Here is a 22,231-nt window from a genome sequence, read left to right on the forward strand (position 1 = left end):
ATCAGGCCGCGCGCTGCACCCGGGCGAAGACGATCAGTTCGGGATAGAAGGCGCGAAAATCCTCCAGCAGCTGCGGGTACAGCCGCTCCAGCTCGCCCAGCGCACCGTCCAGGCCCTGCGGTCGCGACAGGCGCCGCTGCATGTTCAGCAGCACCCGTTCGAGCACGGCGAACTCGCGATAGCTGCCCAGCCAGTCCTGCTCGGCCATGCGCGGGGCGATCAGCGCCAGGCGGCCGGGCAGCTCGGCCTCGGCGGCCAGCGTGCGGTACACCCGGCCGGTGAACAGCGCCAGCGGTTCGTCGGCGTAGTCGTCCCAGTGGCAGGCCAGGCAGTGGTCGAAGAACAGGTCGAGGAGGATGCCGGCATAGCGCCGGCGCTCGGCGGGAAAGCGCGCCACCGCCGCGCGCACCTGCGGATGGGCGTCGGTGAACACGTCGATGCGCCGGTGCAGGCGGATGGCGGCTTCGATATCCGGCGCATAGCGCCCCGCCAGCGATCCCTTGACGAAGTCGCCGTACAAACTGCCGAGCAGTTGCCCCGGCTGCGGACCGCCGAGGTGCAGGTGGGCGAGATAGTTCATGGCCCCAGCTTACCCCCCTGCCACGCCAGCCGGTAGTATGGGTGATCCCTTCTCCACGCCAGGACACCGACCATGCCGACGCTGTTCGACCCCATCCAGATAGGCGATCTGCAGCTGCCCAACCGCATCATCATGGCCCCGCTGACCCGCTGCCGCGCCGAACCCGGCCGCGTGCCCGGCGCGCTGATGGCCGAGTACTACGTGCAGCGCGCCAGCGCCGGGCTGATCATCAGCGAAGCCACCTCGGTCACGCCGATGGGCGTCGGCTACCCGGACACCCCCGGCATCTGGAGCGAGGAGCAGGTGCAGGGCTGGAAGAACGTCACCAGCGCCGTGCACGCCGCCGGCGGGCGCATCGTCCTGCAGCTGTGGCACGTCGGCCGCATCTCCGACCCGAGCTACCTGGACGGCCAGCTGCCGGTGGCGCCCAGCGCGGTCCGGCCCAAGGGCCACGTCAGCCTGATCCGTCCGCTGCGCGACTTCGTCACCCCGCGCGCGCTGGAGACGGCGGAGATCGCCGGCATCGTCGAGGCCTACCGCCAGGGCGCGGCGAATGCCAAGGCCGCCGGCTTCGACGGCGTGGAGATCCACGGTGCCAACGGCTACCTGCTCGACCAGTTCCTCCAGGACAGCACCAACCAGCGCAGCGACCAGTACGGCGGCTCGCTGGAGAACCGCGCGCGGCTGATGCTGGAGGTGACCGATGCGGTGGTGTCGGTGTGGGGCGCCGGCCGGGTCGGCATGCACCTGGCGCCACGCGCCGATGCCCACGACATGGGCGACTCCAACCGCGCCGCGACCTTCGCCTACGTGGCCCGCGAGCTGGGCAAGCGCGGCATCGCCTTCATCTGCGCCCGCGAGAAGGAAGGCGAGGACAGCCTCGGCCCGCAGCTCAAGCAGCTGTTCGGCGGCGTCTACATCGCCAACGAGCGCTTCACCAAGGCGCAGGCCAACCGCTGGCTGGCCGAGGGCAAGGCCGACGCGGTGGCCTTCGGCATCCCGTTCATCGCCAATCCCGACCTGCCGGCACGCCTGGCCGCCGATGCGCCGCTGAACGAGCCGGACAGCGGCACCTTCTACGCCTCGGGCCCGCTCGGCTATCTGGACTATCCGACCCTGTAAGCCTGGCGACGTGAAAAAGCCCCCGCTGCCTGGCAGTCGGGGGCTTCTTTTTTTCAGCAGCTCGCACGCGGCCTGTCAGCGGGCGTTGAGCTGCTGCTGCAGATTCTGCACCTGCGCCTGCAGGGCGGTGATGTTGCGGGTCATCTGCGCGCGGAAGGCATCCAGCTCGGCCGTGCCGGTGCTCGCCGGACGGTTGTCCAGCTGGCTGCGCAGCACCAGCAGGTCCGCCTCGAGGCGGCTGATCGCCTGACTGGGGTTGCCCTGCTTCTTCAGCGCGGCGACCTCGCCCGCGAGGCCCTGCAGGCGGCTCTCCAGCTTGCCCACCTCGCCCTGCGCCGCCTTCAGCGCCGCCTGCTCGCCGGCCAGGCTCTGCAGCCGACCGTCCAGACCGGCGACGCTGCCCTGCTGCTCCTTGAGCGCGGCAGCCAGCTGGGCGGCACTGCCCTGCTGGCTCTTCAGCTCGCCGCGCAGCTGTTCCAGCTGGCGGCCTTGGCTGCCCTGCTGCTCGCTGGTGGTCTGCTGCTGCTTGCCGAGCTGGGCCAGCTTGTTCTCCAGCTGCCTGATGCGCAGCTTGAGCGCCTCGCTCTCGCTGGTGACGCTGGACTCGGTGGCCACCACCTTGCTGGAGATGTCCTTCAGGCTCCCCGCGGCATCCTCGCTGATGCGCGCGAAGCTTTCCTGGGTCGCCACCAGCTGCTGCTCCATGCGGGCGATCTGCTGCTGGCTCCACAGGGCCAGCCCACCCAGCGCCAGCAGCAACACAGCGACCAGCGCGCCCAGCAGCCGTCCCGCGCCGCTGCGCGGGGCGACGGCGGCCGGCGCCACGGCACGCAGCCGCGGGGCCGGCGGCTCATCGGCCGGATCAGCGCTGTCACGGCGATCGGAAGTAAGACTGGGCAGATCGTCCAGTTCGTCGAGGGAGTCGTTACGCATGCCAACACAACCTGTAAGTGAGCCCGTGTATCCGGGGGGCCTGCGCAGTATACCGGCTGGCTACTGGGGCAGGCTTGGCGCCTTGCCACGGTGCAGCGTGCACTGCAACGAGGCCTGTCCGCCATTCAGACCCGCCGCAGGGCGCACGGTTCGGGCGGGAATAGCTGGTATGAGGCTTGCATTACCCCATGCAGACCCGCGATAGCACCAAGGAGAGACCCCATGGAACTGAACAAGGCCGTGCTCGATTGCATGCAGAAGCTGCGCCGCCGCCTGCGTGAAGAGCTGGGGACCGACATTCACCTCAGCCAGAGCGACGTGATCAGCGCCCTGCTGGCCGCCTGCGCGCTCAGCGACTCGCTGCAGACCCGCCAGCTTGGCGAAGAGCTGGCCCGCCTGAGCGGAACCTCGCCCGCCGAAGCCGCGCCGGCGGACCCGCGCGCGCAGCCGCTGTATCGCGGCCAGGTGCCCTCGCCGGCAGCCGCCAGTGCGCCGCTGCCCGGCGGCGAGGAACGCCAGGTGCGCATCTACCGCGGCCAGCGCATCTACGTCTGAGCGCACGGCTCACGCCTCCTCCGCCGCCACCAGCCAGCGCCGGGCGGCGCGCGCGACGTGCCGGGTGAGACTGTCCAGGCGCTCGCCGCCCAGTCGCCAGCTGTGCCAGTACAAGGGCACGTCGACCGGCCGCCCCGGCAACACCTCCTGCAGACGCCCCGCGGCGATCTGGCCGGCCACCTGCAGCTCGGGAATCAGTCCCCAGCCGAGGCCGGCCTCGGTCATGCGCACGAAGCCCTCGGACGACGGGCACAGGTGGTGGAGGAAACCGCCGTCCACGCCCAGCGCGGCCAGGTAGCGATGCTGCAGACGGTCGTCCGGGCCGTAGACGATGGCCGGCACCCGCGCCAGCGCCGCGCCGCTGACCCCGTCGGCCAGGTAGCGGGCGATGAATTGCGGGCTGGCCAGCGCCCGGTAGCGCATAGCGCCCAGCGCCAGGGCCCGTGCCCCGGCCACCGGCCTGGCGGTGGCGCACAGGCAGGCGGCCACCTCGCCGGCGCGCATGCGCTTGAGCCCCACCGCTTGGTCCTCCACCAGCAGATCGAGCAGCAGGCCCGACTCCTGGCAGTAGCCGCTGACCCCCTCCGCCCACCAGGTGGCCAGACTGTCGGCGTTCAGCGCCACGCGCAGGCGTTCCGGCCGCCCCTCCTCGTCCAGCGCCGGCACCAGCTGCTGCAGGTCGCCTTCGAGCAGACGCACCTGCTGCACGTGGTTGAGCAGGCGCTGGCCCAGCGCGGTGGGCTGCGGCGGCGCGCTGCGCACCAGCACCGGCTGGCCGAGGCGCATCTCCAGCAGCTTGATGCGCTGCGACACCGCCGACTGCGACAGGCCCAGGCGCTGCGCAGCGCGCTCGAAGCCGGCCTGCTCCACCACCGTGGCCAGGGCGGCCAGCAGCTTGTAGTCGAACATATCGATTTACCTAATGCCTGATCAGCAACATTCGTTTCTCTTATACAACCACGCTGCCTAGAGTGGCCACTCCTTTCCCCTGCGGAGTTGCCCGGATGTGGCAGAGTTACAGCAACGGCCTGCTGGTCGCAGCCGGCCTGATCATCGCCATCGGCGCCCAGAACGCCTTCGTCCTCGCCCAGAGCCTGCGCCGCGAGCACCATCTGAGCGTGGCCGCGCTCTGCGTGCTGTGCGATGCGCTGCTGATGACCGCCGGCGTGTTCGGCCTGGCCAGCGCGCTGGCGCAGAGTCCGCAGCTGCTGGCCATCGCCCGCTGGGGCGGCATCGCCTTCCTGCTCTGGTATGCCGCCCAGGCGCTGCGCCGGGCCTGCTCGCCACAGAGCCTCGCCCAGCAGGTGCAGAGCGGGCCGCGTTCGCGCCGCGCGGTGCTGCTCGCCGCCCTCGCCGTGACCCTGCTCAACCCGCACGTCTACCTCGACACGGTGCTGCTGATCGGCTCGCTCGGCGCCCAGCAGGCGGTGCCCGGCGCCTATGCCCTGGGCGCGGCCAGCGCCTCGCTGCTGTGGTTCGCGGCCATCGCCCTCGGCGCCGCCCGGCTCGCCCCCTGGCTGGCGCGACCGCGCACCTGGCAGCTGATCGAACTGGGCGTGGCGGCCATGATGCTCGGGGTTGCCGTGCAGCTGGCGCGCCCGCTGTGGAGCGCATAACCCCACGGCTGCTGCGTGGATAAGGCGGGGGGCCGGTGCTATGATCCGAGGTCGACGGCGCGCCCCAGCGCTGCGGCCGTTCCGTAGTCACGGAATGGCCAGGCCGGCCCCGTGAGCCGGCTTCGCGCACCTTGCGCTTGCATACACCTGACGATGATAGGGAGATAAACCCATGGCTTTCGAACTGCCGCCGCTGCCTTACGCACAAAACGCCCTCGAGCCGCACATTTCCGCCGAGACCCTGGAATACCACTACGGCAAGCACCACAACACCTACGTGGTCAACCTGAACAACCTGGTCCCGGGTACCGAGTTCGAAGGCAAGACCCTGGAAGAGATCGTCAAGACTTCCTCCGGCGGCATCTTCAACAACGCCGCCCAGGTGTGGAACCACACCTTCTACTGGAACTGCATGAAGCCGAACGGCGGTGGCCAGCCCACCGGCGCCCTGGCTGACGCCATCAACGCCGCCTTCGGCTCCTTCGACAACTTCAAGGCCGAATTCAGCAAGGTCTCCATCGCCACCTTCGGCTCCGGCTGGGGCTGGCTGGTGAAGAAGGCCGACGGTTCCCTGGCCCTGGCCAGCACCATCGGCGCCGGCAACCCGATGACCAGCGGCGACACTCCGCTGCTGACCTGCGACGTGTGGGAGCACGCCTACTACATCGACTACCGCAACCTGCGTCCGAAGTACGTCGAGGCGTTCTGGAACCTGGTCAACTGGGACTTCGTGGCTGCCAACTACGCCGCCTGAGTCGCCTGACCGCTCCACCGAAGCCCGGCCTTGCCGGGCTTCTTCGTTTACGGACCATTTGAAGCCCATCCGGTGGCCAGCGGCAGTATTTCGCACCTTGGCCATTGCCCTTTGACGCCTCCCGAGCAATTCCCAATACTCCGCACGGCTTCGCGGGGCAGGAAGCGCCAAACAAGGAAACGTCCAGTTGTCGTCTGACGCCAGGAAAAGTCTCTCGCACCGGCTGCTAGGCCTGGCCCTGCTGGCCGCCATCGTGCTCGACCTGCTGCTCGGCGCCGCGCAGATCGCCTACGACCTGCGGCAGACGCGCCAAGCCATCGACCGCGACGGCACGCAGCTCCTCGACATGTTCCGCGACGCCTCGATCCAGGCGGCCTATCGTCGCGATCCGCTCCTGGCCCGGCAGGTGGTGGCAGGCCTGCTCGGCCATCCCGGGGTCCGCCAGGCGCACATTCTCGACGGCAGCGGCGTCGCGCTGGCGGCCCGCGAGCGCGCGGCGACCGCAGCGGCGCACGCCTGGCTGAGCGACCCGCTGTTCGGTCGCGAGCGACACTTCGCCATGCCGCTGAGCGGCCCGGCGCCGCGCCAGCAGCACTACGGCGAGCTGGCGCTGACGCTCGACAGCGCCGACCGGGCCAACGAGTTCCTCGCCAATGCCGGCGTCCTCCTCACCGCCGCGCTCAGTCGCGTCCTGCTGCTGGGTCTGGCGCTGCTGCTGCTCTACCGCTGGCAGCTGAGCCGCCCGCTCGGCCGGCTGCTCGAGCACATCGCCCGCATCGACCCGCAACGCCCGGACCTCAACCCGCTGGCGCCACTCCAGGGCCACGCGCGCGACGAACTGGGCCGCTGGGTCGACAGCACCAATCGGCTGCTCGCCGGCATCGCCCGCCACGGCCAGCAGCGCCGCGAAGCGGAAAGCCATCTGCAGCGCCTGACCCAGTTCGACCCGCTGACCGGCCTGCCCAACCGCCAGCTGCTGCAGCAGCAGCTGGGACAGATCCTCCGCGACAGCGCGCGCACCCAGGGCCGCGTGGCGGTGCTCTGCCTCGGCCTCGACGACTTCAACCTGCTCAACGAGAAGTACGGCTACCAGAGCGGCGACCGCCTGCTGATCGGCGTCGCCGAGCGCCTGCGCGCCCTCGACCCGCGCCTGGGCAGCCTGGCGCGCCTGGGCAGCGACCAGTTCGCCCTGGTTCAGATCGCCCTCGAGCAGACCTACGAGGCCGCCGAGCTGGCCCAGCGGGTGCTCGACGAGCTGGCGCGACCGCAGCTGATCGACAGCCACGCCATCAGCCTGCGCGCCACGCTCGGCATCACCCTGTACCCCGAAGACGCCGACAGCAGCGAGCGCCTGCTGCAGCGCGCCGAGCAGACCATGACCCTGGCCAAGCAGGGCGCGCGCAGCCACTACCAGTTCTTCCTCGCCAGCCGCGACCGCGAGATCCGTCGCCGCCGCCAGCTGGAACACGACCTGCGCCAGGCGCTGCACAACGGCCAGCTGGAGCTGTACTACCAGCCGCAGGTGGCGGCAGCCGACCAGCGGATCGTCGCGGTCGAGGCGCTGCTGCGCTGGCGGCATCCGCAGCTGGGCTTCGTCCCGCCGGACCAGTTCATCCCACTCGCCGAGCAGAACGGCCTGATCCTCGAGATCGGCGACTGGGTGCTGGAGCGCGCCTGCCGCCAGCTGCGCGACTGGCACGCGCAGGGCCTCGCCGGGCTGCGCATGGCGGTCAACCTGTCCACCGCACAACTGCGCAGCGACAAGCTGCCGCGCCAGGTGAGCGGCCTGCTGCAGCGCCACGGCCTGCCGGCGCACAGCCTCGAACTGGAAATCACCGAAACCGGCCTGATGACCGATGTCGCCGGTGCCGCGCAGCAACTGCACAGCCTGCGCCTGGCCAAGGTGCTGCTGGCGATCGATGACTTCGGCACCGGCTATTCGTCGCTGAGCTACCTGAAGACCCTACCGCTGGACAAGATCAAGATCGACCGCAGTTTCGTGCGCGACCTGACCCACAGCGAGGACGACGCCACCCTGGTGCGCACCATCATCCAGCTGGCGCACAACCTGAACATGACGGTGATAGCCGAAGGCGTGGAAAGCGCCGAGCAGGAGGCCTACCTGATCGCGCACGGCTGCCACGAGAGCCAGGGCTACCTGCACTGCCGGCCGCTGCCGGCGCTCGAGGTGACCCGCTTCATGCTCAATGCCGCGCGGCGCCAGCGCGCGCCCGGCGCAGCGCCGCTGCCGTTCGCCGTCGACTGAGCCTGCCGCCGTTCAGGCGCCGCGGGTCAGCAGCCAGGTAAGCGCCAGCGCCCCGCCCAGGCAGAGCAGCGCGCCCCCCAGCGCCTGCCAGCGGAAGGCGCGGGCCAACTCGTCCTCGCCCTTGCAGGAGAGCAGGAACGGCAATGCCTCCTGCGGGCGGCGCAGGTGGTTCTGCTCCGGGGCGCCACTCGCCGCGCGGTGGCGGTCCTCGGCCTCCAGTTGCGCCGCCAGGCGCACCAGGCGCCACTCCTGATCGTCGAGCGCGCCGTTGCCATCGCGATCGAAGCGCCCCAGCAGGCCCTGGAAGTCCTGCTTCCACTCGCGCACCACCGCCGCCTGCGCGGCGGCCAGGTCCAGCCCCTGGCGTCCGCCACCGCTGGTGCGGAACTCGCCCAGCGCGTACAGCGGGTCGCCGGCGTGCAGACGCTCCTCGATGTAGCGGTAGCGCTTGCCCATGCCCAGCAGCTGGCCGAGCAGACCGTGACGGTCCTCGCGGCGCGGGTGGCGGCGATCGCCGTGCCAGCTCTCGCGGCGCGCCGGCCGCACCTCGGCGCCGAGCGGGTTGATCAGGCACTGCCCGGAGCTGTCGGCCAGGCTCAGCCAGCCCTCGCTGCTGGCCGACTCGAGCAGCCGCCAGGACTTGCTCTTGCCGCTCTCGCGGTACTCCTCGATGCGGTAGCGCCACCACAGGCACGGCTTGCCGGTCAGCGGCGCACTCAGCGGCTCGCCCGGCCCCGCCTGCAGCACGCCGTACAGCTCGACGTAGCCTTGCGCCGCCGAGCGGATCTTCGAGGTCGGCATGTCCTCCAGCAGGCGCGCCTGGGCCAGGCGACGCAGGCACCACCAGCCGCCGCCGAGACTCGCCGCGCCGGCCATGCCGAGGCCGACCAGCAGGCCCGGATCGACCGCCATCAGCCGAACAGCTGCCTGAGGTCGACGTCGGCCTTCTCCGCCTCGCTGAACTGCAGCAGGTCGGCGGCCTTAAAGGCGAACATCCGCGCAATCAGCACGTCGGGGAACTGCTCGATGCGCACGTTGTTGAGGTTGACCGACTCGTTGTACAGCTCGCGGCGGTCGGCGATGCCGTTCTCCAGCCCGGTGATGCGCTGCTGCAGGTGCTGGAAGCTCTCGTTGGCCTTGAGCTGCGGGTAGTTTTCCGCCAGCGCGAACAGCTGGCCAAGGCCCAGACGCAGGCCGCTCTCGGCGCGACCGAGGGCGGCCATGTCGCCCTGCTCGCGGGCACTGGCCACCGCGCTGCGTGCGGCGGTCACCGCCTCGAGGGTGCCACGCTCGTGCTGCATGTACTGGCGGCAGGTTTCCACCAGCTTGGGCAGCTCCTCGTGGCGCTGGCGCAGCAGCACGTCGATGTTCGACCAGGCCTTGCCCACCCCGTGCTTGAGGCGCACCAGCGCGTTGTAGATCAGCACGGCGTAGCCGGCCAGCAGGACGATGGCCACCAGAAAGGCGACAGTGCTCAGACTCATGGGCGAAGCTCCCTGTGAAATGGCGGCCATTGTAGCGGCGCGCCGCTGGCGCAGCCGAGCGATAGTGCACAGGCAAAAGTGCCCCGCGCGATGACGCGCGATAGCCCTTCCCTTTGATGCGAATATTTCGCATTATGTTTCGAAAGGCTTTCTCAGCCGCTCCCCCGTTGCCCACACAAGGATTGCCGCATGCCCCGCTACCCTCTGCTCGCCAGCAGCCTGCTCGCCCTGTCCATCGCGCTCGCCGGCTGCGGCGAGGACCAGAAGGCCGAGGCCCCTGCCCAGACCAGCGCTCCGACCGCCGCCCCGCAGGCTGCGGCGGTCGCCACCGCGGCGAGCATCGACCCGGCGGCCGCCAGGGCGGTGGTCAGCCACTACGCCGAACTGGTCGCCGCGGTGTTCGGCGATGCCCTGAGCACCGCGCAGGCCCTGCAGCAGGCCGTCGATGCCCTGCTCGCCGCGCCGAACGAGGCCAATCTCCAGGCCGCCCGCGCCGCCTGGATCGCCGCCCGCGCGCCCTACATGCAGAGCGAGGTGTTCCGCTTCGGCAATCCGGTGGTCGACGACTGGGAAGGCCAGCTCAACGCCTGGCCGCTGGACGAGGGCCTGATCGACTACGTCGCCGCCGACTACCAGCATGCCCTCGGCAACCCGGGCGCCACCGCCAACCTGATCGCCAACACCCAGGTCCAGGTCGGCGAGGACCAGCTCGACGCCAGCGCCATCACCGGCGAGCTGCTGGCCAGCCTCAACGAGCTGGGCGGCTCGGAAGCCAACGTCGCCACCGGCTACCACGCCATCGAATTCCTGCTCTGGGGCCAGGACCTCAACGGCAGCAACCCCGGCGCCGGCAACCGTCCGGCCAGCGACTACCTGCTCGGCGAGGGCGCCACCGGCGGCCACAACGAGCGCCGCCGCGAATACCTCAAGGCCGCCACCGCGCTGCTGGTCAGCGACCTCGAGTACATGGTCGGCCAGTGGCAGGCCGGCGTGGCCGACAACTACCGCGCCAAGCTGGAGGCCGAGCCGGCCGAGAACGGCCTGCGCAAGATGCTGTTCGGCATGGGCAGCCTGTCGCTCGGCGAGCTGGCCGGCGAGCGCATGAAGGTGGCTCTGGAGGCCAACTCCACCGAGGACGAGCACGACTGCTTCAGCGACAACACCCACAACGCGCACTTCTACAATGCCCTGGGTATCCGCAACGTCTACCTCGGCGAGTACCAACGTGTCGACGGCAGCCTGCTCGGCGGCCCGAGCCTGTCGGCGCTGGTGGCCAAGGCCGACGCCCAGGCCGACGCCGCGCTCAAGGCCGACCTGGACGCCACCCAGGCCGCGCTGCAGAAGCTGGTGGACAGCGCCGAGAAGGATGGCGTGCACTTCGACCAGCTGATCGCCGCCGACAACGCCGCCGGCCAGCAGCTGATCCGCGCCGCCATCGCCGGGCTGGTCAAGCAGACCGCCAGCATCGAACAGGCGGCCGGCAAGCTGGGCATCGGCGAGCTCAATCCGGAAACCGCCGACCACCAGTTCTGAGTGTTCCCTGCGCCGGGAGCGCGGGCCTGTGCCCCGCTCCCGCCGACGGTGCGGCCCTGCGCCGCACCGGCCCGGCAAGCCCCGTCCGCCGTGCCCTGCTACCCGCCAGTCGCTCGCTGCAAATGAAAAAATTTCTTATTTGCACCGAAACACGCTGTTACACTGCGACCACCTTTCGGCACCCGGGGAGATCCATCGCCATGCCCGTTCCGCCTGTCCTGCGCCTGCTCGGCACACTGGTCCTGGGCCTCGCCCTGGCCGCCTGCGAGCAGACCGAGACACCGCGCTTCACCACCGCCGAGCCGGGCGAGCAACTGTCCGGCGGCAGCGCCACGGTCAGCAAGGCCGACCAGAACGCCTACTCGCTGCCCTCGGCCAACCTCTCGCCCAGCCGCCGTCTGGACTTCAGCGTCGGCAACAGCTTCTTCCGCAATCCCTGGGTGATCGCCCCCGCCTCCACCGACGCCCGCGACGGCCTCGGCCCGCTGTTCAACACCAACGCCTGCCAGAACTGCCACATCAAGGACGGCCGCGGCCATCCGCCGGGCAGCGCCACCGACAACGCGGTGTCCAGCCTGGTGCGCCTGTCGATTCCCGCCCAGCCCGGCCAGGCGCACCTGCTCGAACGCCAGGGGCTGATTGCCGAGCCGGTCTACGGCGGCCAGCTGCAGGACATGGCGATTCCCGGCGCGGCCCCGGAAGGCAAGCTGCGGGTCAGCTACACGACAGAGCGGGTCCCCCTCAAGGACGGCACAGTGGTCGAGCTGCAGAAACCCGAGCTGCAGATCAGCCAGCTGGGCTACGGCGCACTGCACCCGCACACCCTGTTCTCCCTGCGCGTGGCGCCGCCGATGATCGGCCTGGGTCTGCTCGAGGCGATCCCCGAGGCCGCGCTGCTGGCCAATGCCGATCCGGACGATACGGACGGCGACGGCATCTCCGGCCGCGCCAACCTGGTCTGGGACCACGCCAGCCAGAGCACCCGCCTCGGCCGCTTCGGCTGGAAGGCCGGCCAGCCGTCGCTCAACCAGCAGAACGCCGATGCCTTCTTCAACGACATGGGCCTGTCCACCACGCTGATCGCCGGCAGCAGCTGCAGCGCCGCCCAGGCGGAGTGCCTGGACCTGCCGCACGGCGGCGCGCCCGAGGTCAGCGAGCACATCCTCGCCCAGGTGCTGTTCTACACCCGCAACCTGGCCGTGCCGGCGCGCCGCCAGGTCGACGATCCGCAGGTGCTCAAGGGCAAGGGCCTGTTCCACCAGGCCGGCTGCCAGGCTTGCCACACGCCGAAGTTCACCACCGCCGCGCAGGCCGCCGAGCCCGAGCTGGCCAACCAGCTGATCCGTCCCTACAGCGACCTGCTGCTGCATGACATGGGCGACGGGCTGGCGGACAATCGCCCCGAATTCCAGGCCAGCGGCCGCGAATGGCGGACCCCGCCGCTGTGGGGCATCGGCCTGACCGAAACCGTCAACGGCCACACCCGCTTCCTCCACGACGGCCGCGCGCGCAACCTGCTGGAGGCCATCCTCTGGCACGGCGGCGAAGCCGAAGGCGCCCGCCAGGCGGTGATGGCCTTCGATGCCGAGCAGCGCGCCGCCCTGCTGGCCTTCCTCGATTCCCTGTAAAGGAGCACTTCATGCTGCGCCCCGCCCTGCTTTCCCTGGCCCTGCTGACCGTCCTCGCCGGCTGCTCGCCGAACGAGCCGCCCAAGGAAAAGAAGGAACCCTTCGCCGCCGCCAGCGCCGCGCTGACCGACGCCGTGCTGCTGCCGGCCTACACCCGCTGGACCGACAGCGACCGCCAGCTGGCCGACAGCGCCCGCGCCCTCTGCGCCGGCGAGCAGGACCTGGCCAGCGCACGCCAGGCCTACCTCGCCGCCCACTCGGCCTGGGCGGCGCTGCAGCCGCTGGCCGTCGGCCCGCTGAGCGAGGGCAACCTGGCCTGGCAGGTGCAGTTCTGGCCGGACAAGAAGAACCTGGTGGCCCGCCAGGTCAACAGCCTGCTGACCAGCAAGCCGCAACTCAGGCAGGCCGACCTGGAGCAGGCCAGCGTGGTGGTGCAGGGCCTGACCGCCTACGAATACCTGCTGTTCGACCAGGACGTCGATCTCGCCGACCTCGAGCAGAAGCGCCGCTACTGTCCGCTGCTGCTGGCCATCGGCAGCCACCAGCAGGCGCTCTCGGCCCGCGTGCTGGCGGCCTGGCTCGGCGAGCAGGGCATGGCCAGCCAGCTGAAGAGCTTCCCCAACGCGCGTTACGCCGAAGGCCGCGAGGCGGTCGCCGAACTGCTGCGCGTGCAGGTCAGCGCCCTCGACGGCCTGAAGAAGAAACTCGGCACCCCGCTGGCCCGCGGCAAGACCGCGCAGCCCTACCAGGCCGAGGCCTGGCGCAGCGGCGCCTCGCTGGCCAGCCTCGACGCCAGCCTGGCCAGCGCCGAGGCGCTGTGGCGCGGAGCCAATGGCGACGGCGCGCGCAGCCTGCTGACGGCCGAGCAGGCCGACCTGGCCACGCGCATCGACGCCGCCTATAGCGAAACCCGCCAGCGCATCGCCGCCCTCGGCCAGCCGCTGAGCGCGCTGCTCGCCAACGAGGCCGGCCGCGCCAGCCTGGGCGAGCTGTACGACAGCCTCGACAGCCTGCACCGCCTGCACGAGAGCGAGCTGGCCAAGGCCCTGGACATCCAGCTGGGCTTCAACGCCCACGACGGCGACTGAGCATGCAACGACGCACCTTCCTCGGCCTCGGCGGCGCCCTGCTCGCCGCCTCCGCCCTCGGCGGCTGGACCCTCGGCCGCCGCACCGGTCAGGCGCCGCTGCTGCTGTCGGCGCGCAACGATGCCGACGGCCGGCACTACGCGGTCGGCTACCGTCTCGACGGCCAGCGGCAGTTCGCCACCCCGGTCGCCGAGCGTTGCCACGACGTGGTGCCGCACCCGACGCTGCCGCTGGCGCTGTTCGTCGGCCGCCGGCCGAGCCGCGAGAGCTACCTGATCGACACCCGTGACGGCCGCCTGCTGCAGACCCTCGCCAGTCCGGCGCAGCGCCACTTCCAGGGCCACGCGGTGTTCCACCGCGGCGGCGAGTGGCTGTACAGCACCGAGAACGACACTGCAGAGCCCGGCCGCGGGGTGATCGGCGTCTGGCGCCTGGCCGGCAACCAGCTGCAGCGGGTCGACGAGCTGTCGAGCCACGGCGTCGGCCCGCACCAGCTGCTCTGGCTGCCCGACGGCGAACGCCTGGTGGTGGCCAACGGCGGCATCCGCACCGAGGCCGACAGCCGCGAGAAGATGAACCTCGAGGCCATGGAGCCGAGCCTGGTCCTGCTGCAGCGCGACGGCACCCTGCTCAGCAAGGAGCAGCTGCCCGAACGGATGAACAGCGTGCGCCACCTGGCGGTGGCCAGCGACGGCACCGTGGTCAGCGGCCAGCAGTACGAGGGCGATCCCGCCGACGCCGCGCCGCTGGTGGCGATCAAGCGTCCCGGCCAGGCGTTCCAGGCCTTCCCGCTGGGCGAGGCGCAGCGCCTGGCCATGCACCAGTACACCGCCAGCGTGGCGATCCACAGCGGGCTGCGCCTGCTGGCGATCACCGCGCCGCGCGGCAACCGGGTGTTCATCTGGGATCTGGACAGCGCCGCACTGCGCCTGGACGCGCCGCTGCCCGACTGCGCCGGCGTGGCCGCCTGCACCGAGGGCTTCGTGGTCAGCTCCGGGCAGGGCCGCTGCCGCCTGTACGATTGCCGACAGGCGGAGATCCGCATGCAGGCGCTGCAGCTGCCGGCGGGGCTGTGGGACAACCACCTGCGCCTGGCCTGACCCCCTGAAACGAACATGGCCGCCCACTTCGCTGGACGGCCATGTTCGCTCGGTGCGCGGGCGACTTCAGCTGCGCATGCCATGCACCAGCTGGTACAGCATCAGCAATCCCTGCGGGTCGGTCTCCCTGCGTTCCTGCTGCGCGGCATTCGGGCTGCTCTGCGCCAGCGGCTGGTGGGCCAGATCGCTGCTGCGGATCACCGTCAGCCCCGGCTCCCACCAACTGACCACGGCCTGCGTGGCCACTCCGAACGCCGCCGCCAGGAACAGGCCGCGGATGATGAACCGTGCCATTTTGCCTACACCTCGATACGGTGGCCGGGGATACAGTGGTAACCGTAGCCGAGACTGCGCCACTCCTGTTCACCCCACGACGAGTGGCGGCGCAGCTGGCGCAGGTCATGGCGCGCTGCACGCCGCGCGCTGAGCCGACGCCGGCTCTTCTCCAGGTCGAGCAGGGCCAGTTCGACCCGACCATCGGTATCGATCCGCACAAAGATGTGCTTGGGATACAGGCAGCCATGCTGCCAGCGTGCCCGATGCAGGCGCGCCAGCATTTCGCCCAGCTGGTGGAAGATGCGCGCCTGCAAGGCCGCGTCCCAGCGCAGCTGCTCGCCACGGGCATAGCAGTCCTCCAGGCTGGTGAATCCGTCCAGCGCGGCGGTGACCAGCAGCCCCAGCCGGTGACCGTGCCGGCGCCGGGTAGCGCAGAACAGCAGCTGCGGCACCCGCACGCCGAGTGCGGCGAAAGCCCGCAGGGCGCGCTCTTCACGCAACACGGTCGGTTCGCCGAGCGGATGCCGCCAGTCGCGATAATCGTGATCGACCTGCTGCTTGCGATACAGCAGGCGACCATCGCCGCTGCGCACACGCTGCACCCCGCTCATGCCGCCGCGGCGCTCGTTGGGTGCCTCGACCCACTCGCCGGGTTCTGCCAGCCAGCGGTCGAAGGCCTGTTCCTGCGGCATTGCCTGCAGACTTGCCAGAAGGCTGCCCATGGCTCAGGCCTTGCGCAGCACATAGACCCGCCACATGGCGTAGCCCGGCAGGAAGTCGTAGTGGCTATCGATGCGAAAACCGGCGGTGGCAAACTCGCGCTCGATCTGCGCCTGCGGCACGACGAAACGGTTCTGGTAGCCACCAAGCTTGCCTTCGGCCTGACGGCGCTGCTCGAGGCGCCGGCGCCTCCAGGCCTTGTAGTTGCCATCCACCCACAGCGAGATGATCACGCTGTCGCGACTCACCCGGTGGAACTCGCGCAGCAGGGTCTGCCGGTCGCCGGCCTCGCCGATATGGTGCAGCAGGCGCATGCAGAAGATGCTGTCGACGGCACTGTCCGGCAGATCGATGGCGAACGCCGAGGTCTGCAGCGGCTTGACCCGCTGGACCACCTCGGCCGGCTGTCCGGCGCAGGCCATCAACAGCATGTGGGCCGAGTTGTCGGCGCCGATGATCACCCGATTGGCCTTTTCCGCCAGCAGCGGCCAGAAGCGCCCGGCACCACAGGGCAGATCGAGGACCAGCCCCGGATCGCCGGCACGCTGCAGGGCACGGCGCGCCAGTTGCACGTCGCGCCAGTGCGACAGGCGCCGCGACAGGCCGTCCTGGTGCTTGTTGAAATACTCGCGGGCGTGTTCCGCATCGTACTTGCGGGAGAACTCGAGTTCGACGGACTTGGGCATGGGGACGCTCCGGTTGTTGCTGACCCTGGCAGCCTAGGCCCGCGCCTGTCATCGCCCCGTCAAGGCGTTGTGAAAAAAGCGTCAAGCGCCATCACAGCCTGACCTCGAAGCGACAGCCATGGGGCTGCGCCGGCAGCAGGCGAATCCGCCAGCCCTCCTGGGCGCAGATCCGCTGCACCAGCGACAGGCCGAGCCCCAGGCCCTCGCCGCGCTCGGCGGGGCCGCGCACGAACGGCTCGAACACCGCCGCGCGCAGTGCCTCGGGAATCCCCGCGCCGCTGTCCTCGACGCTGAAGCCCTCGGCGGTGAGCGTCAGGCGGATCGCCCCATGCTCGGTGTAGTGCCAGGCATTGCGCAGCAGGTTGCCCAGCACCGCACGCAGGAAGGTGGCGTTGTACAGGGTCGACTGCGGCTGCTCGGCCAGGTAGTCGAGACGCAGCCCCTTGGCCTCGATCGGCTCGCGCCAGTACGCCACCAACTCGTCGGCCACCTGCCGCAGGGTGGCCTGCGGCGCCTCGGCAGCCTGTCCGGACTGCGTGCGCGCCAGTTGCAGGAAGGTCTGTACCAGTTCACGCATTTGCGCACTGGCGCGGGCGATGCGCTGCACCTGGCTGCGGGCCCGCGGGTCCAGCGCCGGATTCTCCAGCAGCAGCTCGCAGGCGCCGGCCAGCACCATCAGCGGCGTGCGCAGTTCGTGACTGACGTCGCTGGTGAACAACTGTTCCCGATTCAACGCCTGGCGCAGCTGGCTGAGGGTTTCGTCGAAGGCCACGGCCAGTTGGCCGACCTCGTCGGCCACGTAGTCCGGTGCCAGCGGCGGAGCCAGCGCCAGCAACTGGTCGCGGTGGCGCACCTGGCGCGCCAGGCGTGCCACCGGAGCCATCACCTGGCGCGCCAGCAACCAGCCGAGCAGCGCGGCCAGCAACAGACTGATCACGAAGCCCACGCTGACGGCGACGTACAGCAACTGCTCGCGGCGCTCGAAATCGCTCTGATCTTGCAACAGCACATAGCGGCGCCCGTCCACCAGCCGCACCATGGCGTGATAGGAAAGCTCGCCACGGAACACCTCGTGGAAGCCTTCCGCCAGCCCCGACAGGTCGGCCGGCAGGGCGAATTCCTCGGGGCCGTCGGTGAAGTGGAACAACTGGTCCGTCTGCGGCCGGGCACGCCACTCGTCCATGCTGTCCATCTTCAGCAGCAGGTCGAGGTCGCGGCCCAGCTCGCCCGACAGCAGGCGCGCCTCCACCACGTGCACCGTCAGCACCGTGCCGACGGCAAAGGTGCCGGCCACCAGCAGGGTCATCAGCACGAAGGCGATGACGATGCGCTGCGCCAGACTAGGCCTGAACGTCATCGTCACGCTCCGCCAGTCGGTAGCCCAGGCCGTGCACGGTGTGCAGCAGCGGGCGTGCAAACGGCTTGTCGATCACCTGGCGCAGCTGGTGGATGTGGCTGCGCAGGCTGTCGCTGTCCGGGCAGTCGTCGCCCCACAGCGCCTCCTCGAGCGCCTCGCGACGCAGCACATGGGGACTCCTCTGCATCAGCAGGGCCAGCAGCTTGAGCCCCAGCGGGTTGAGCTTGAGGCGGCGGCCGCCGCGGCTGACTTCCAGGGTGTCGAGGTCGTACTCGAGGTCGGCGACCTGCAGCAGGCGTCGCCCGCCGCCCTGGCTGCGGCGCAGCACCGCCTCGATGCGCGCGGCCAGCTCGCTGAGCGCGAACGGCTTGACCAGGTAGTCGTCGGCGCCGGCCTGGAAGCCCTGCAGGCGGTCGTCGAGCTGGTCGCGGGCGGTGAGCATGATCACCGGCACCACGCTGCGCGCCTCCTCGCGCAGGCGCCGGCACAGGCTGTAGCCGTCCAGCCCGGGCAGCATGACGTCGAGCACCAGCAGGTCGTAGTGCCCGTTGGTGGCCAGGTGCAGGCCGGACAGGCCGTCCTGGGCGCAGTCGACGCTGTAGCCCTTGAGTGTCAGGTAGTCGGCCAGATTGGCCAGGATGTCGCGGTTGTCTTCGACCAACAGAATTCGCATAGGCATGCCCTCTGACGCAGACTCGCACGAGCGGCTTAGGGAAACCTTACGTGACGCGACCGCGGGTCCGCGCCGCCGAGCCAGGCCAATCCCTGCGCATAAAAAAACCCGCGCCAGGCGCGGGTTTTTTCAGCTGTGGAGCTGGGGGGCGGTCGGCTTACATCATGCCGCCCATGCCACCCATGCCACCCATGTCCGGCATGGCCGGAGCAGCCTTGTCGTCGACGATCTCGGCAACCATGGCTTCGGTGGTGATCATCAGCGCAGCGATGGAGGCCGCGGACTGCAGGGCAGTACGGGTCACCTTGGCCGGGTCGAGGATACCCATCTCGATCATGTCGCCGTACACGCCGGTGGCTGCGTTGTAGCCGAAGTTGCCCGAGCCGTTCTTGACCTTGTCGACCACCACGCTCGGCTCGTCGCCGGCGTTGGCGACGATCTGGCGCAGCGGCGCTTCGACCGCACGGCGCAGCAGGGCGATACCGACGTTCTGGTCTTCGTTGTCGCCCTTCAGGCCTTCGATGGCCAGCAGGGCACGTACCAGGGCGACACCGCCGCCAGGCACCACGCCTTCTTCCACGGCAGCGCGGGTGGCGTGCAGGGCGTCTTCGACGCGGGCCTTCTTCTCTTTCATCTCGACTTCGGTGGCAGCGCCAACCTTGATCACGGCAACACCGCCAGCCAGCTTGGCCAGACGCTCCTGCAGCTTCTCACGGTCGTAGTCGGAGGTGGTTTCCTCGACCTGCTTGCGGATCTGCGCCACGCGGGCTTCGATGTCGGCCTGAGCACCAGCGCCGTCGATGATGGTGGTGTTTTCCTTGTTCAGCACCACGCGCTTGGCGTTGCCCAGGTGCTCCAGGCCGGCGCTTTCCAGGCTCATGCCGACTTCTTCGGAAATCACGGTACCGCCGGTGAGGATGGCGATGTCCTGCAGCATGGCCTTGCGGCGATCGCCGAAGCCCGGCGCCTTGACCGCAGCGACCTTGACGATGCCGCGCATGTTGTTGACCACCAGGGTGGCCAGCGCTTCGCCTTCGACGTCTTCGGCGACGATCAGCAGCGGACGACCGGCCTTGGCGACCGCTTCCAGCACCGGCAGCATTTCGCGGATGTTGGAGATCTTCTTGTCGACCAGCAGCAGCAGCGGGCTTTCCAGCTCGGCAACCATGGTGTCCGGCTTGTTGATGAAGTACGGGGACAGGTAGCCGCGGTCGAACTGCATGCCTTCGACGACGGACAGCTCGTTCTCCAGGCCCGAGCCTTCCTCGACGGTGATCACGCCTTCCTTGCCGACCTTTTCCATGGCTTCGGCAATGATGTTGCCGATCGACTCATCGGAGTTGGCGGAGATGGTGCCGACCTGGGCGATGGCCTTGGTGTCGGTGCACGGCTTGGCCAGATCCTTGATCTGGGCAACGATGGCGATGGTCGCCTTGTCGATGCCGCGCTTGAGGTCCATCGGGTTCATGCCGGCAGCGACGGCCTTGAGGCCTTCGTTGACGATCGACTGGGCCAGCACGGTGGCGGTGGTGGTGCCGTCACCGGCCTGGTCGTTGGCCTTGGAAGCCACGTCCTTGACCAGCTGGGCGCCCATGTTCTCGAAGCGGTCCTTCAGCTCGATTTCCTTGGCGACGGAAACGCCGTCCTTGGTGATCAGCGGCGCGCCGAAGCTCTTTTCCAGCACCACGTTGCGGCCTTTCGGGCCGAGGGTGGCCTTCACGGCGTCAGCCAGGACGTTTACGCCGATCAGCATCTTCTTGCGTGCGGAATCGCCGAACTTAACTTCTTTAGCAGCCATGTTCTCTACCTCAAATGGAATTCAGTGAATGCGGAAAAGGGACGGTGACTCAGGCTTCCAGCACGGCGAGGATTTCGCTCTCGGCCATCACCAGCAGGTCTTCACCGTCAACCTTGATGGTGTTGCTGCCGGAGTACGGGCCGAACACCACCTTGTCACCCACCTTCACTGCCAGCGGACGCACTTCGCCGTTGTCCAGGACGCGACCGGCGCCGACCGCGACGACTTCGCCTTGGTTCGGCTTCTCGGCAGCGGAACCCGGCAGCACGATGCCACCTGCGGTCTTGGTTTCTTCTTCGCTGCGACGAATCACGACGCGGTCATGCAGAGGACGAAGCTTCATTGTCGATCTCTCCTAACAGGTTGTTTCCAGCGACCGGTGATGCTCACCGGCGGGTTGGTAGATTCCGGCGTTGCCGGGAACGACGTGGCGGGCACGCCGTTGAAGTCTGGGCAGCGACTGCTACAGCAATCCTGCGCTGACCGCTACATAAGGGCCGGCAAGGGCATTTCAAGGGGCGGTCGAAAAAAAATTCAGTCGTCGCGGCGTTCCCACTCGCCCTCGATGACCTGCGGACGCGACGGTTTGGACGCCTCCTGGCCAGGCTGACCGGCGGATTGACCGGCGTGCATGGAGGACTGGGCAAAGCGCTGCGCGCGCAGGCCGAGGCGCTTGCGCAGCAGGTGACGGGTGAACGGCAGCAGGCACAGCACGCCGAGCACGTCGCTGAGGAAACCCGGCAGCAGCAGCAGGAAGCCGCCGAGGGCCATCAACAGGCCGTCGAGCATCTCCTGCTCCGGCGCCTCGCCGCTGAGCAGACGGGCGCGGGCGCGCCAGGCGGTCGCCGGGCCGGCGATACGCAACAGGAAGCCACCGACCAGCGCGCTGCCGATCACCAGCAACAGGGTGGTCAGCACGCCGATGCTGCTGCCGACCTTGATCAGCAAGGCCAGTTCGAGCAGTGGAAAGAGGATGAAGACAAACAGCAGTACGCGCATCGAGTCGAATTTCCTGAACGGGCATTACGCCCCCAATGTGACATGAAATGGCGTCAACACTGGATAAATTCAAGACAGCGTGCCGCCGTCCGTCGCCCGCCGCCCAGCCAACCGCTCGGCGGGGACTGAATTATTCTTGACCACCCCGCACGAGCATGCTGCACTGCACAATACGCTCGAAGCATGCTTCCTCGCACAGAATCCGTTGCAACGGACAGGCCCTTCCAGATAGCCGGGAATGCCCGCGAGGCCCTATATCAATCAAGCGGCGGGGATTCCCTCATGCACCTGAAAGACAAAGTCATCATCATCACCGGCAGCGGCCAGGGCCTTGGTCGCGCCATGGCCGAACACCTGTCATGCCGCGGCGCAAAACTGGCCCTGATCGATCTCAACCCGGAAAAGCTGCAGGAGGCGGTGAGCGCCTGCCAGGCCAACGGCGTCGAGGCGCGCGCCTATATCTGCAACGTCGCCGACGAGGCGCAGGTCGAGCGCACGGTGCAGCAGGTGGCCGCCGATTTCGGCGCCCTGCACGGCCTGATCAACAACGCCGGCATCCTGCGCGACGGCCTGCTGCTCAAGGTCAAGGACGGCGAGATCCACAAGCTGCCTCTGGCGCAGTGGCAAGCGGTGATCGACGTCAACCTGACCGGGGTGTTCCTCTGTACCCGCGAGGTGGCGGCGAAGATGATCGAGCTGCAGTGCGCGGGCACCATCGTCAACATCTCCTCGGTGTCCCGCGCCGGCAACATGGGCCAGAGCAACTACAGCGCGGCCAAGGCCGCGGTGGCCTCGCTCACCGTGGTCTGGGCCAAGGAGCTGGCGCGCTACGGCATCCGCGTCGGCGCCGTCGCCCCCGGTTTCATCGGCACCGACATGGTGGCCAGCATGAAGCCCGAAGCTCTGGAGAAGCTGGCCGCGGGCATCCCGCTCAAGCGCCTGGGGCAGCCGGAGGAGATCGCCAGCGCCGCGGCGTTCATCTTCGAGAACGACTACTTCACCGGCCGCGTACTCGAGGTGGATGGCGGCATCCGCCTGTAAGTGCCACCCGTGGCGGAGCGGC

Annotated in this window: 23 protein-coding genes; 10 read left to right on the top strand and 13 right to left on the bottom strand. The window is 69.3% G+C overall.

The genetic code is table 11. The features are described from left to right. Position 1 precedes the first annotated feature (1 nt). Positions 2-580, bottom strand: a complete 579-nt coding sequence (locus tag BM297_RS00360) for an acyl carrier protein phosphodiesterase (RefSeq protein ID WP_092427107.1) — start codon at positions 578-580, stop codon at positions 2-4. Between the two features lie 72 nt (positions 581-652). On the opposite strand from BM297_RS00360, the gene BM297_RS00365 reads away from it, so the two are divergent. Then, entirely contained in the window at positions 653-1,702 is a 1,050-nt protein-coding gene (locus BM297_RS00365; RefSeq protein WP_092427110.1) for an alkene reductase, read from the top strand. Positions 1,703-1,777: 75 nt separating this feature from the next. Here BM297_RS00365 and BM297_RS00370 read toward each other — a convergent pair whose 3' ends face one another. After that, positions 1,778-2,635 carry an ATPase gene (locus BM297_RS00370; RefSeq protein ID WP_092427112.1) on the bottom strand — a complete coding sequence of 286 codons (858 nt, stop codon included), beginning with the start codon at positions 2,633-2,635 and terminating at the stop codon, positions 1,778-1,780. 222 nt (positions 2,636-2,857) lie between these two features. Here BM297_RS00370 and BM297_RS00375 point away from each other — a divergent pair, with 222 nt between their 5' ends. Then, complete coding sequence (locus BM297_RS00375) at positions 2,858-3,190, top strand: hypothetical protein (RefSeq protein WP_092427115.1); 333 nt, start codon at positions 2,858-2,860, stop codon at positions 3,188-3,190. A gap of 9 nt (positions 3,191-3,199) precedes the next feature. On the opposite strand, the gene BM297_RS00380 is transcribed toward BM297_RS00375, so the two are convergent. After that, positions 3,200-4,099 carry a LysR family transcriptional regulator ArgP gene (locus BM297_RS00380; RefSeq protein ID WP_092427118.1) on the bottom strand — a complete coding sequence of 300 codons (900 nt, stop codon included), beginning with the start codon at positions 4,097-4,099 and terminating at the stop codon, positions 3,200-3,202. A gap of 95 nt (positions 4,100-4,194) precedes the next feature. Between BM297_RS00380 and BM297_RS00385 the strand changes: the two genes are divergently transcribed. From BM297_RS00385 to BM297_RS00395, 3 genes are all read left to right on the top strand, one after another. Next, complete coding sequence (locus BM297_RS00385) at positions 4,195-4,806, top strand: LysE/ArgO family amino acid transporter (protein ID WP_092427121.1); 612 nt, start codon at positions 4,195-4,197, stop codon at positions 4,804-4,806. A 172-nt stretch (positions 4,807-4,978) separates the two neighbouring features. Then, on the top strand, positions 4,979-5,560 hold the full coding sequence (gene sodB / locus BM297_RS00390) for a superoxide dismutase [Fe] (RefSeq protein WP_092427125.1): 582 nt from the start codon (positions 4,979-4,981) through the stop codon (positions 5,558-5,560). A gap of 187 nt (positions 5,561-5,747) precedes the next feature. After that, a complete protein-coding gene (locus BM297_RS00395; protein WP_092427128.1) occupies positions 5,748-7,826 on the top strand; it encodes a putative bifunctional diguanylate cyclase/phosphodiesterase in 2,079 nt (692 codons plus the stop codon). A 12-nt stretch (positions 7,827-7,838) separates the two neighbouring features. On the opposite strand, the gene BM297_RS00400 is transcribed toward BM297_RS00395, so the two are convergent. Further along, entirely contained in the window at positions 7,839-8,738 is a 900-nt protein-coding gene (locus BM297_RS00400; RefSeq protein ID WP_092427131.1) for a hypothetical protein, read from the bottom strand. Continuing rightward, entirely contained in the window at positions 8,738-9,310 is a 573-nt protein-coding gene (locus BM297_RS00405; protein ID WP_092427134.1) for a LemA family protein, read from the bottom strand. Before BM297_RS00405 ends, BM297_RS00400 begins: the two co-directional genes overlap by 1 nt. 189 nt (positions 9,311-9,499) lie before the next feature. On the opposite strand from BM297_RS00405, the gene BM297_RS00410 reads away from it, so the two are divergent. The 4 genes from BM297_RS00410 (at position 9,500) to BM297_RS00425 (ending at position 14,659) form a co-directional block, all read left to right on the top strand. Then, complete coding sequence (locus BM297_RS00410) at positions 9,500-10,843, top strand: imelysin family protein (protein WP_092427137.1); 1,344 nt, start codon at positions 9,500-9,502, stop codon at positions 10,841-10,843. 200 nt (positions 10,844-11,043) lie between these two features. Further along, positions 11,044-12,471, top strand: a complete 1,428-nt coding sequence (locus BM297_RS00415) for a di-heme oxidoreductase family protein (protein WP_092427140.1) — start codon at positions 11,044-11,046, stop codon at positions 12,469-12,471. A gap of 11 nt (positions 12,472-12,482) precedes the next feature. Beyond that, positions 12,483-13,559 carry an imelysin family protein gene (locus BM297_RS00420; protein WP_092427143.1) on the top strand — a complete coding sequence of 359 codons (1,077 nt, stop codon included), beginning with the start codon at positions 12,483-12,485 and terminating at the stop codon, positions 13,557-13,559. Between the two features lie 2 nt (positions 13,560-13,561). Further along, positions 13,562-14,659, top strand: a complete 1,098-nt coding sequence (locus tag BM297_RS00425; RefSeq protein WP_092427146.1) for a DUF1513 domain-containing protein — start codon at positions 13,562-13,564, stop codon at positions 14,657-14,659. Between the two features lie 66 nt (positions 14,660-14,725). On the opposite strand, the gene BM297_RS00430 is transcribed toward BM297_RS00425, so the two are convergent. The 8 genes from BM297_RS00430 to BM297_RS00465 all read right to left on the bottom strand — a co-directional run bounded on the left by BM297_RS00430 (position 14,726) and on the right by BM297_RS00465 (position 21,168). Beyond that, the gene (locus tag BM297_RS00430) at positions 14,726-14,953 is read right to left on the bottom strand and encodes a hypothetical protein (protein ID WP_092427149.1); all 228 of its coding nucleotides are present in this window, start codon (positions 14,951-14,953) and stop codon (positions 14,726-14,728) included. 5 nt (positions 14,954-14,958) lie between these two features. After that, positions 14,959-15,657, bottom strand: coding sequence for a lipopolysaccharide kinase InaA family protein (locus BM297_RS00435; protein ID WP_092427152.1), 699 nt, complete (start codon positions 15,655-15,657; stop codon positions 14,959-14,961). A gap of 3 nt (positions 15,658-15,660) precedes the next feature. Further along, positions 15,661-16,341 (bottom strand): class I SAM-dependent methyltransferase, encoded by a 681-nt coding sequence (locus BM297_RS00440; RefSeq protein WP_092427155.1) that lies wholly within the window; start codon positions 16,339-16,341, stop codon positions 15,661-15,663. Between the two features lie 91 nt (positions 16,342-16,432). Further along, a complete protein-coding gene (locus tag BM297_RS00445; RefSeq protein WP_092427158.1) occupies positions 16,433-17,698 on the bottom strand; it encodes a sensor histidine kinase in 1,266 nt (421 codons plus the stop codon). Next, positions 17,682-18,371, bottom strand: coding sequence for a response regulator transcription factor (locus BM297_RS00450; RefSeq protein WP_092427161.1), 690 nt, complete (start codon positions 18,369-18,371; stop codon positions 17,682-17,684). The genes BM297_RS00445 and BM297_RS00450 overlap by 17 nt, the downstream gene beginning before the upstream one ends. 157 nt (positions 18,372-18,528) lie before the next feature. Then, positions 18,529-20,169, bottom strand: a complete 1,641-nt coding sequence (groL, locus tag BM297_RS00455) for a chaperonin GroEL (protein WP_092427164.1) — start codon at positions 20,167-20,169, stop codon at positions 18,529-18,531. Positions 20,170-20,218: 49 nt separating this feature from the next. Then, entirely contained in the window at positions 20,219-20,512 is a 294-nt protein-coding gene (locus tag BM297_RS00460; RefSeq protein WP_090306043.1) for a co-chaperone GroES, read from the bottom strand. A 191-nt stretch (positions 20,513-20,703) separates the two neighbouring features. Then, positions 20,704-21,168, bottom strand: a complete 465-nt coding sequence (locus BM297_RS00465) for an FxsA family protein (protein ID WP_092427167.1) — start codon at positions 21,166-21,168, stop codon at positions 20,704-20,706. 282 nt (positions 21,169-21,450) lie between these two features. Here BM297_RS00465 and BM297_RS00470 point away from each other — a divergent pair, with 282 nt between their 5' ends. Further along, positions 21,451-22,209 (top strand): SDR family oxidoreductase, encoded by a 759-nt coding sequence (locus BM297_RS00470; RefSeq protein ID WP_092427170.1) that lies wholly within the window; start codon positions 21,451-21,453, stop codon positions 22,207-22,209. Positions 22,210-22,231: the final 22 nt, after the last annotated feature.

The organism is Geopseudomonas sagittaria (assembly GCF_900115715.1).
Taxonomy (GTDB): domain Bacteria; phylum Pseudomonadota; class Gammaproteobacteria; order Pseudomonadales; family Pseudomonadaceae; genus Geopseudomonas; species Geopseudomonas sagittaria.

Bases quoted from the DNA above. Each gene is read 5' to 3' on its own strand.
- BM297_RS00430 (WP_092427149.1), bottom strand. From the start codon at position 14,953: ATGGCACGGTTCATCATCCGCGGCCTGTTCCTGGCGGCGGCGTTCGGA.
- BM297_RS00425 (WP_092427146.1), top strand. From the start codon at position 13,562: ATGCAACGACGCACCTTCCTCGGCCTCGGCGGCGCCCTGCTCGCCGCC.
- BM297_RS00445 (WP_092427158.1), bottom strand. From the start codon at position 17,698: ATGACGTTCAGGCCTAGTCTGGCGCAGCGCATCGTCATCGCCTTCGTG.
- groL (WP_092427164.1), bottom strand. From the start codon at position 20,169: ATGGCTGCTAAAGAAGTTAAGTTCGGCGATTCCGCACGCAAGAAGATG.
- BM297_RS00405 (WP_092427134.1), bottom strand. From the start codon at position 9,310: ATGAGTCTGAGCACTGTCGCCTTTCTGGTGGCCATCGTCCTGCTGGCC.
- sodB (WP_092427125.1), top strand. From the start codon at position 4,979: ATGGCTTTCGAACTGCCGCCGCTGCCTTACGCACAAAACGCCCTCGAG.
- BM297_RS00465 (WP_092427167.1), bottom strand. From the start codon at position 21,168: ATGCGCGTACTGCTGTTTGTCTTCATCCTCTTTCCACTGCTCGAACTG.
- BM297_RS00380 (WP_092427118.1), bottom strand. From the start codon at position 4,099: ATGTTCGACTACAAGCTGCTGGCCGCCCTGGCCACGGTGGTGGAGCAG.
- BM297_RS00400 (WP_092427131.1), bottom strand. From the start codon at position 8,738: ATGGCGGTCGATCCGGGCCTGCTGGTCGGCCTCGGCATGGCCGGCGCG.
- BM297_RS00370 (WP_092427112.1), bottom strand. From the start codon at position 2,635: ATGCGTAACGACTCCCTCGACGAACTGGACGATCTGCCCAGTCTTACT.
- BM297_RS00440 (WP_092427155.1), bottom strand. From the start codon at position 16,341: ATGCCCAAGTCCGTCGAACTCGAGTTCTCCCGCAAGTACGATGCGGAA.
- BM297_RS00420 (WP_092427143.1), top strand. From the start codon at position 12,483: ATGCTGCGCCCCGCCCTGCTTTCCCTGGCCCTGCTGACCGTCCTCGCC.
- BM297_RS00435 (WP_092427152.1), bottom strand. From the start codon at position 15,657: ATGGGCAGCCTTCTGGCAAGTCTGCAGGCAATGCCGCAGGAACAGGCC.
- BM297_RS00450 (WP_092427161.1), bottom strand. From the start codon at position 18,371: ATGCGAATTCTGTTGGTCGAAGACAACCGCGACATCCTGGCCAATCTG.
- BM297_RS00460 (WP_090306043.1), bottom strand. From the start codon at position 20,512: ATGAAGCTTCGTCCTCTGCATGACCGCGTCGTGATTCGTCGCAGCGAA.
- BM297_RS00360 (WP_092427107.1), bottom strand. From the start codon at position 580: ATGAACTATCTCGCCCACCTGCACCTCGGCGGTCCGCAGCCGGGGCAA.
- BM297_RS00410 (WP_092427137.1), top strand. From the start codon at position 9,500: ATGCCCCGCTACCCTCTGCTCGCCAGCAGCCTGCTCGCCCTGTCCATC.
- BM297_RS00415 (WP_092427140.1), top strand. From the start codon at position 11,044: ATGCCCGTTCCGCCTGTCCTGCGCCTGCTCGGCACACTGGTCCTGGGC.
- BM297_RS00385 (WP_092427121.1), top strand. From the start codon at position 4,195: ATGTGGCAGAGTTACAGCAACGGCCTGCTGGTCGCAGCCGGCCTGATC.
- BM297_RS00365 (WP_092427110.1), top strand. From the start codon at position 653: ATGCCGACGCTGTTCGACCCCATCCAGATAGGCGATCTGCAGCTGCCC.
- BM297_RS00375 (WP_092427115.1), top strand. From the start codon at position 2,858: ATGGAACTGAACAAGGCCGTGCTCGATTGCATGCAGAAGCTGCGCCGC.
- BM297_RS00470 (WP_092427170.1), top strand. From the start codon at position 21,451: ATGCACCTGAAAGACAAAGTCATCATCATCACCGGCAGCGGCCAGGGC.